Source organism: Brevundimonas sp. (genome assembly GCF_041648055.1).
Classification (GTDB): domain Bacteria; phylum Pseudomonadota; class Alphaproteobacteria; order Caulobacterales; family Caulobacteraceae; genus Brevundimonas.
The window spans coordinates 65,290-72,335 of sequence record NZ_JBAZPS010000013.1; the positions used below are offsets into that span (position 1 = coordinate 65,290).

A 7,046-nucleotide genomic window follows, 5' to 3' on the forward strand; every position below is an offset into this window, starting at 1 on the left:
AAGTCCAGGTCTTGCGGCGTCGCGTGAGTTTTGTAGCTTCGCCTGGGATCAAACAGCCGTGCAGATTTGTGATGCAGCCGAGTTCCGCCGTGTGGGATGAACGACACCTTCGCCTCGGCGTCGCCGCGGCCGGCGTCGCCCTGTGGGCGTGGAATGTCGACACCGATCGCCTGACGATGGACGAGATCGGCTATCGCCTGTGGTCGGTCCCGACCGGCCAGCCCGTTACCTTCGAGGATTTGTCCGCCAATATACACCCCGCTGATCGGGATCGTGTGCGGGCCGCCTTCAGCGCCACACGCGGAATTGTCGGCCCCTATGAAATCGACTTCCGGGTTCTGTTGGGCGAGGAGGTGCGCTGGATTTCAGCGCGCGGTCGCGGAGACGACGAGGGCATCGTGGGCCGTGTGATGTACGGCGTTTTCCTCGACGTGACCGGGCGCAAGCAGGCGGAAGAACCCCACGAGCTGCTGGCCGGCGAGATGAGCCACCGCGTAAAGAACCTGATCACGATCGCCGGCGCTCTGACGACGATGACTGCACGAACGTCCGGGACCAAGGAGGATATGGCCCGGGAACTCAGCCAGAGATTGACGGCGCTGGGTCGTGCCCACGATCTGGTGCGCCCCGTCCCGGGGCAGACCGAAAACGCCGCCCTGCTCGGTGATCTCATTTCCGTACTGCTGACCCCCTATGATGACCTCGGCGCGTTTAGCGGGCGGATCCGCGTGTCTGTGCCTCGCATGGGCATCGGGGAATCGGCGACAACGAACCTGGCTCTGATTTTGCACGAGTTGGCCACGAACTCGGTGAAGCACGGCGCGCTTTCGGCTGACGCCGGATTACTTGATGTGGCATGCCTGATCGACGGCGACGAGGCGGTGATCGTCTGGACCGAACGCGGCGGGCCGCCTGTGACGCCGCCCTCGACGACGACCGGGTTCGGAAGTCAGTTGCTGGAACGCCTGATGCGAAGCCATTTCGGAGGTTCGGTCGAATACGCCTGGCCGCGAGACGGAATGATCGCCATTTTGCGCATCACGACGGCCAGACTCGCGGAATAGGTCGGCGGCCCCGTTAATCCCCAAGCCTGCCGTGAGATGGGGGCGGGTCAGAGACCCAATCAAAACCGCCGGCACGCCCGCCGACGGCGGCAGAAACGCGTAATCGAGCCGGTTAGCCCCTCCATGGTGTCGGCGTGACTATGGGCTCCACAGGGCTCCGGTCGAGACCGGCGGACCGGACGATCGCCTCCTGCATGGGAGCGCATGCAGGACACCGCCGGTCCCAGCCGCACAACGGCCCGGCGCATGCCGCAGACCGGCGCCTTCCAGCAACACTCACGGTCAGATGCGTGCCTAGAGCGGCGTCTTGCGGTTAGCTGAAACCATTAATCCAGGCCTCCAGCTCAGACCAGTCGTTCCGTCCGGCCAGATCCATTCCGACGACAGCCAGCATGTCGAGATGGATTTGCGACACCGCGCCGGCGCGGCTGGCGGCCATACACATCGTCATGACTGCTTGTTGTTTGCGACCCTCGACACAGAGTGAGAGCGCTTTAGCCTTCGCGGCGTCAATTTCGTCGACCGGAGCGTCTGCGGTTCCACCGTCCGGAGTGTCTCCCGCTGTCGACGCCTTCGGGCCGGCGAGATGATCAGCCCACTTCACCAAGGCGGCCCGCTTCTCAGGAACATAGGTGTAGCGGTCGTAGACGGCTGTGACCGCCGCGCCGTCCTTGGGCGTATGGCCGAGAACGAGGCCGACGATGAACCTGGTGACGCCGTATCGTCCGGTGAGCGTCGTCGCCCCCGTGCGACGGACGTCGTGCGGCGATCGGAGCGGGAGCTTCCTGCGCTCGAAGATGCGCGAGAACGTCCGGGTAATCGCCTGCTCGTCGATGCACTGATCCGCCACGCGCGGGGAGGAGAAGACGAACGCACTGTCGGGATCGAGCGCGTACGCGGCGGCAAGGACGTCCAGCGCCTGCGGACTCAGAGGAACGACGTGCTGATGATTGGCCTTGGCCCGTTCGGCCGGAATGACCCAAAGCGCGGCGTCCAGATCAAACTCCGCCTTGCGGGCGCCGGCCACCTCGTTGCGTCGCGTCAGGGTGAGCATGAGCAACTGTATGGCAAGCGCCATCACGGGTTCAGGCCGCGCCGCCAGCCCGATGTTGAGGTAGCCTGCCGGTCGCGGTTGGGCGCCGTCGAGAGCGATGTCCCAGACCAGCCTCAAACCGGGTTCGTCCAGCAGCCGGTCGCGCGAGACCAGGGCCAGGGGGCGGGCGAGTCCGACCATGGGGTTGGCGTCGATCATTTCCTCCTGCACGCAGAAGGCCAGAACACTGTGGAGCAGGCCGCCGATCGAGGCGGCGCTGGCGGCGGACAGGCCGCGCTCGGTCACGAGCGCGCGCATGAACGGCTTGGCCTGGGCGCGTTTCAGGTCACGCGGGGCGGTCTGGCCGAAGGTCGCCGAGATATGACGCTTCCAGAGGTGGCGCTCATTGGCGATCGTCCGGGGGCGCTTGGGGCGTCGACGGCCGCCATGCAAACCCAGCTCCGCCGCCCTCCAGTAGGCCTCGGCGACCTCGTCGAGGGTCTCCTGAGGCGGGGCGGGGAGAAGGGCGGCCGCGCGCTCCGCGACCGGGTCCACGCCGTTGAGAAGCTCCAGCCTGAGCTCGGTGGCCTTGCGCCGCGCCTCGGCGAGGGTCACCGTCGGATAGTCGCCCAAGGTCATGCGACGGCGGGGTCCGCCCTTGACTGCGTACCGAACCTCGAACTGCGTCAGACCGGATGGCCAGACCCGAACGGTCAGACCCCGGACGCCGGACACGCGGCGTTCGAACCGGCTGTCGAGCGGCTTGAGACTGGCAAGCTGGCGGTCGGTCGTGATGATCTGGGTCGGCATCCTCGGCGTCCTGAGCAAATCAGACGCGTTCAGTGTAGCATTTAGGGGGGCAATAGGGGGGGCAGCTGGTGCAAGATTCGCTGCAAACCCGTGCAAAGGGGTGAACGGCTTCACTTGAACCTAATCAACAGGTTACAGGAACTTTGAAAAGCGGTGAAAAGCAGAAAAACTGCATCCGGGGCGATTTACACCGAGAGGGTCGGCGGTTCGAACCCGTCGCCGCCTACCAAACAAAAAGGCCGCCGGAGCGATCCGGCGGCCTTTGTCTTTTGGCGATCGCCCCGGTCAGAACCGGAAGCTGGCCCGCAGCAGCAGCGAATAGCGGACGTAATCCTCAAGCAGTTCCGCGTCGCCCGTCAGGGACAGCATGCCCAGGTCGTTGCCCAGGTTCATGCGGAAGCCCAGGATCAGGCCGCCGCCCTCGACCCCGTCCGGCGACAGGACGAAGTCCGGGCCGCCGCTGGCGAAGCGGGCGATGGTCTCGCCGGCGTCGACGGACAGGTTCTGGCGATAGCCGATGCGCAGTTCCGGACGGATCCAGCCGTCCTTGCCGAAGCCGTAGCCGACGTTCATCGCCGCAACGGCCGAGAAGATGTGGCTGTCGCGCGAGTCGATATCCAGATCGAAGCCGCTGCCGCCGCCCGATTCGGAGCGGGCGCCTTCCGACAGGCGGAAGTACTCGGCGTACACCTCGGGACGGACGTTCAGGCGACCGTAGTTGCGCTCGTAGGAGGCGCCGCCGGCTGCGGCTGCAGTCCAGCCGTGCCAGTCGGATTTGTTGTTCAGATAGACGCCGTTGGCGACCAGTGACCGGTCGGCGTTGAAGCTGGCGTAGCCGCCGGCCGCGCGCGCCCAGGTGGTCCAGTACTGGCCCTGCGCACGCCAGTAGAGGCCCAGCTCCAGCAGGTTGGCCGACAGGACTTCCTCGGCCTCGGACTCGGGGTCCTTGATGTCCGACGAGGTGAAGGCGGCGGTCAGGCCGAAGGCGCCCGCGCCAGTGCCTTTTTCGACGCCGCCCGCGACGCCGAAGCCTTCAGAGCGGAAGCCGTAGGAATCGGTCTTGTCCTTGTCGGCGTAGAAGTTGATCTCCTGCACCCAGGCGCTGGTCTCGCCGGGGGCGGCGGAGGCGTTGCGGCCGGTCAGGGCGCGGGTCACCGCGTCGACGCCGGCCGACAGGGACATCAGAGGCCCGCCCGAGTGGTCCGGCAGCATCTGCTCATAGGCGTCGATGAAGCCGTCCCGGTTCGTCTGGCTCAGGAACAGGTTCCGGATCGTCTCATTGCTGCCCAGGGCGGCATAGACGGCGTCGAAGGCCGAGGCCTCGACGGGGATCAGATCGGCCTCCTGGGCGGTGCGGCGACGGGCGTCGACGTAGACTTCCCCTGCGGCCTGATCGACACCCGCCTGAACGACGTAGAGATAGGGGGAATTATCGGTCAGCAGGCTCTGGTTGATGTCCCCGACGTTCAGGGCGCCGGCCTTGATCACGCTGAACCGCTCCGGCGACTCCAGAAGGGAAGAGAAGCGGACGCCCAGTTGCGCGCCCGTGGCCAGGGTTGCGGCGCCGCTGACGTTGAATCCGCCGGCGCGATCGCCTTGAGGGTCGACGGCGACGATCAGGACGCCCTCGGCCCCGACGTTCAGGCTGGAAATGGAAGTAGCGGTCGTCTGGGTCGCGTTCAGCGTGCCCTTGGAGACGTTGATGTCCAGAGCCCCGTCGCTGTCGGTGACAGCGCCGCTCACCGCCGCGCCGCCGCTGATGGACAGGCGGTCGGCGCCGGCGCCGAAGGACATGTCGCCGATGACCGTGCCGTTCTCGACGTTGAAGGCATCCGCGCCCGAACCGAATTTCACCGCGCCGACGATGACGGGTTCGCTGGCGTCAGGGACCCCGTCCTTGTCCGTATCGGTCGCCGTGCTGTCGGCGGCGGCCGGGATGCCGTACTGACGAACCGTGACGCCGCTGGTGTTGGCCGTCAGGTCGATGGCGGTCACCGTGCCGTCGATCGCCGTAGTGTCGGTGGAGTCCGCCGACAGCGAGCCGATGATGGAACCGGCGTTGCTCAATTGGGTCAGGGTGCCGGACTGGTCGCGGATGACCGTCGCGGCGCCGTGGTTTCCGCCGAACGAGGCCACGATATTGCCGGTGTTCGTCAGCGAACCGACATTGGCGCCGGCGCCGATAAGCACGCCCGTGGCCGTATGGGCCTGTTTGCCGGAGGCGACGGCCTGGATATTGCCCGTGTTCGAGATGGCCGGGGCGGTGACGCCGGAGCCGATCCAGATGGCGGTGGCGTTGGCGTCCACGGCCGTGGAGGCGATTCCGCCTTCGTTGCGCACCCCGCCCGCGACGGTGACGGTCTGGCCGCCGGCCACACCCAGCTGCAGGGCGCGCGATTCGACGCCGGAATAGACGCCGGTCCCGGTGATGGAGCCGCGGTTGATCAGGCCATAGGCGGCGTCGCCGGCGCCTACGGCGCCGAGGGTCACCGCATTGGTCGCGGAGCCGATGAGCAGGGCGGGCGCGCCGCCTACCGATGTCAGGGAGGCGGTCGTTTCGCTGGCGTCCGGCACGCCGTCGCCGTCGCGATCCGCATCGTCGCGGTTCTTGACGCCGTCGCCGTCGTCATCCTCGTCGCCGTTCTTGACGCCGTCCTTGTCGTCGTCGCCGTCGATCCCGGCCGAGGAATAGGCCGGGCCCGTATCCAGCAGGACGCCGCCGGCCACATTGGCGGCCACGCGCACAGCCGGACCGCCCTGCAACAGATCGTCGGCGTCCAGTTCGTCCAGGAATATGGTCGAGGCGTTGTCGTAGGCGCCTGTCGTCGGGCGGACGGGGGGCGGGGAGGTGTACCGGTAGCCCGTGGTCGTCACGGCCGAATGGATTTTCAGGGCGCCGCCGACGTCCCCTTCGATCGACACGCCCGAGGCGCCGGCTCCGGTCGCGGACACCGAGCCCGCAAGGTCGACATTGCCCGAGATCGGGCCGGTCGTGCGGATGCCGACGCTGTTGTCGCCGACGACGCGCACAGTACCGAGGCTCTGCAGCTTGCCGGTCAGGGGCGCTTCGACCGCGAGGCCGTAGGAGTTGTTGCCTTCCACGGAGATCGAGCCGCTGGATTCGACCAGGACATTGCCGACGAAGGGCGAGGCGCCCGTGACCCGAACGCCGTAGCGGCCGGTCCCGGTGGCGAATGGCCCGTCAAGGTCGCCGTCGCCGTCCGTGTCCTTGATGTCCGCCGTTTCCTGGCTGTCCGTGATGTTGATCGTTCCCCCCATTGTGACGGAGCCGGTATTGCCGCCGTTCACTAGGACGCCCGTGGCGCCGTCGGCCGCCTTGGCCATGGTGATGGAGCCGCCGCTGTCGATATCGACCGTATTGTTCGAATCTAGCGTCATCGCTGCGCCGGAGGTGACGGCGATCGAGCCGCCGCTGGCGATGCGGACATTGTCAGCCGCGGTGCCGGTGGCGTTGGACGTCTGGATCGGCGTGGTGCGGGCTGTCGAGACGACGACCTCGGCCTGAACGCCCGTAACAGCCAGCAAGGGGGCGATCGCTACGGCGGTCGCGAGTAGAATACGCATTCGGAAGAAAACCCCTGATGGTCACGCGATCACGAAGCAGACGGTCCTTTACAGGATCGACGCTAACCGTGCCCAAGTTTATCGAATTTGAGGCGAATGCAAGGCCGTGTCCAGTCTGTTGCAAGAGCGTGTCGCAACCGTAGCTTGGATAAGGGGCTGATTTCGCGGTCTATTAGGTGGGGTGCGGAAGGTTTTGGCTCAGAGGTATTGAGGTTTCCGACGGCGGGGTTTACGGGCGGAAGAACGGTCCACCGCGTTTCACCGCGACGCATCCAACCCACGCCCCCCGGCGTTGGTTAGCCCAGACCCGGCGAGAACCTCTTCATGACACTGACCGACCTCGACGTTCACGAAAGCGAACTCCGGCTGATTCCGGGGTTGGACGTCGAGGTCGCCGACACATTGAGAGCGCTGAAGCTGGCGTCGATGGACGACCGGCCCAGGCTGGTGGACACCACCATGCTGTATGCGCCGCGCTCGGGCGGGGTGAAGCGCTATCTTCTGTCGAAGAAGGCCTGGATCGAGGAGAATCGGCCGGGCGTCAGCCATTCGCT

General features: G+C 66.4%; 3 protein-coding genes and 1 pseudogene. 2 read left to right on the forward strand and 2 right to left on the reverse strand.

The genetic code is table 11. The annotated features are described in order from the left end of the window. The first annotated feature begins 71 nt into the window (after positions 1–71). The gene (locus WC585_RS16140) at positions 72–1,064 is read left to right on the forward strand and encodes a sensor histidine kinase (protein WP_373258916.1); all 993 of its coding nucleotides are present in this window, start codon (positions 72–74) and stop codon (positions 1,062–1,064) included. A gap of 313 nt (positions 1,065–1,377) precedes the next feature. Here WC585_RS16140 and WC585_RS16145 read toward each other — a convergent pair whose 3' ends face one another. Together WC585_RS16145 and WC585_RS16150 are read right to left on the reverse strand one after the other, a co-directional pair. Then, a complete protein-coding gene (locus tag WC585_RS16145) occupies positions 1,378–2,907 on the reverse strand; it encodes a site-specific integrase (RefSeq protein ID WP_154725267.1) in 1,530 nt (509 codons plus the stop codon). 285 nt (positions 2,908–3,192) lie between these two features. Continuing rightward, a complete protein-coding gene (locus WC585_RS16150) occupies positions 3,193–6,492 on the reverse strand; it encodes an autotransporter outer membrane beta-barrel domain-containing protein (RefSeq protein WP_373258917.1) in 3,300 nt (1,099 codons plus the stop codon). 324 nt (positions 6,493–6,816) lie between these two features. Between WC585_RS16150 and WC585_RS16155 the strand changes: the two are divergent. Beyond that, positions 6,817–7,046, forward strand: a pseudogene (locus WC585_RS16155) (glycosyltransferase family 1 protein); the annotation flags it as partial.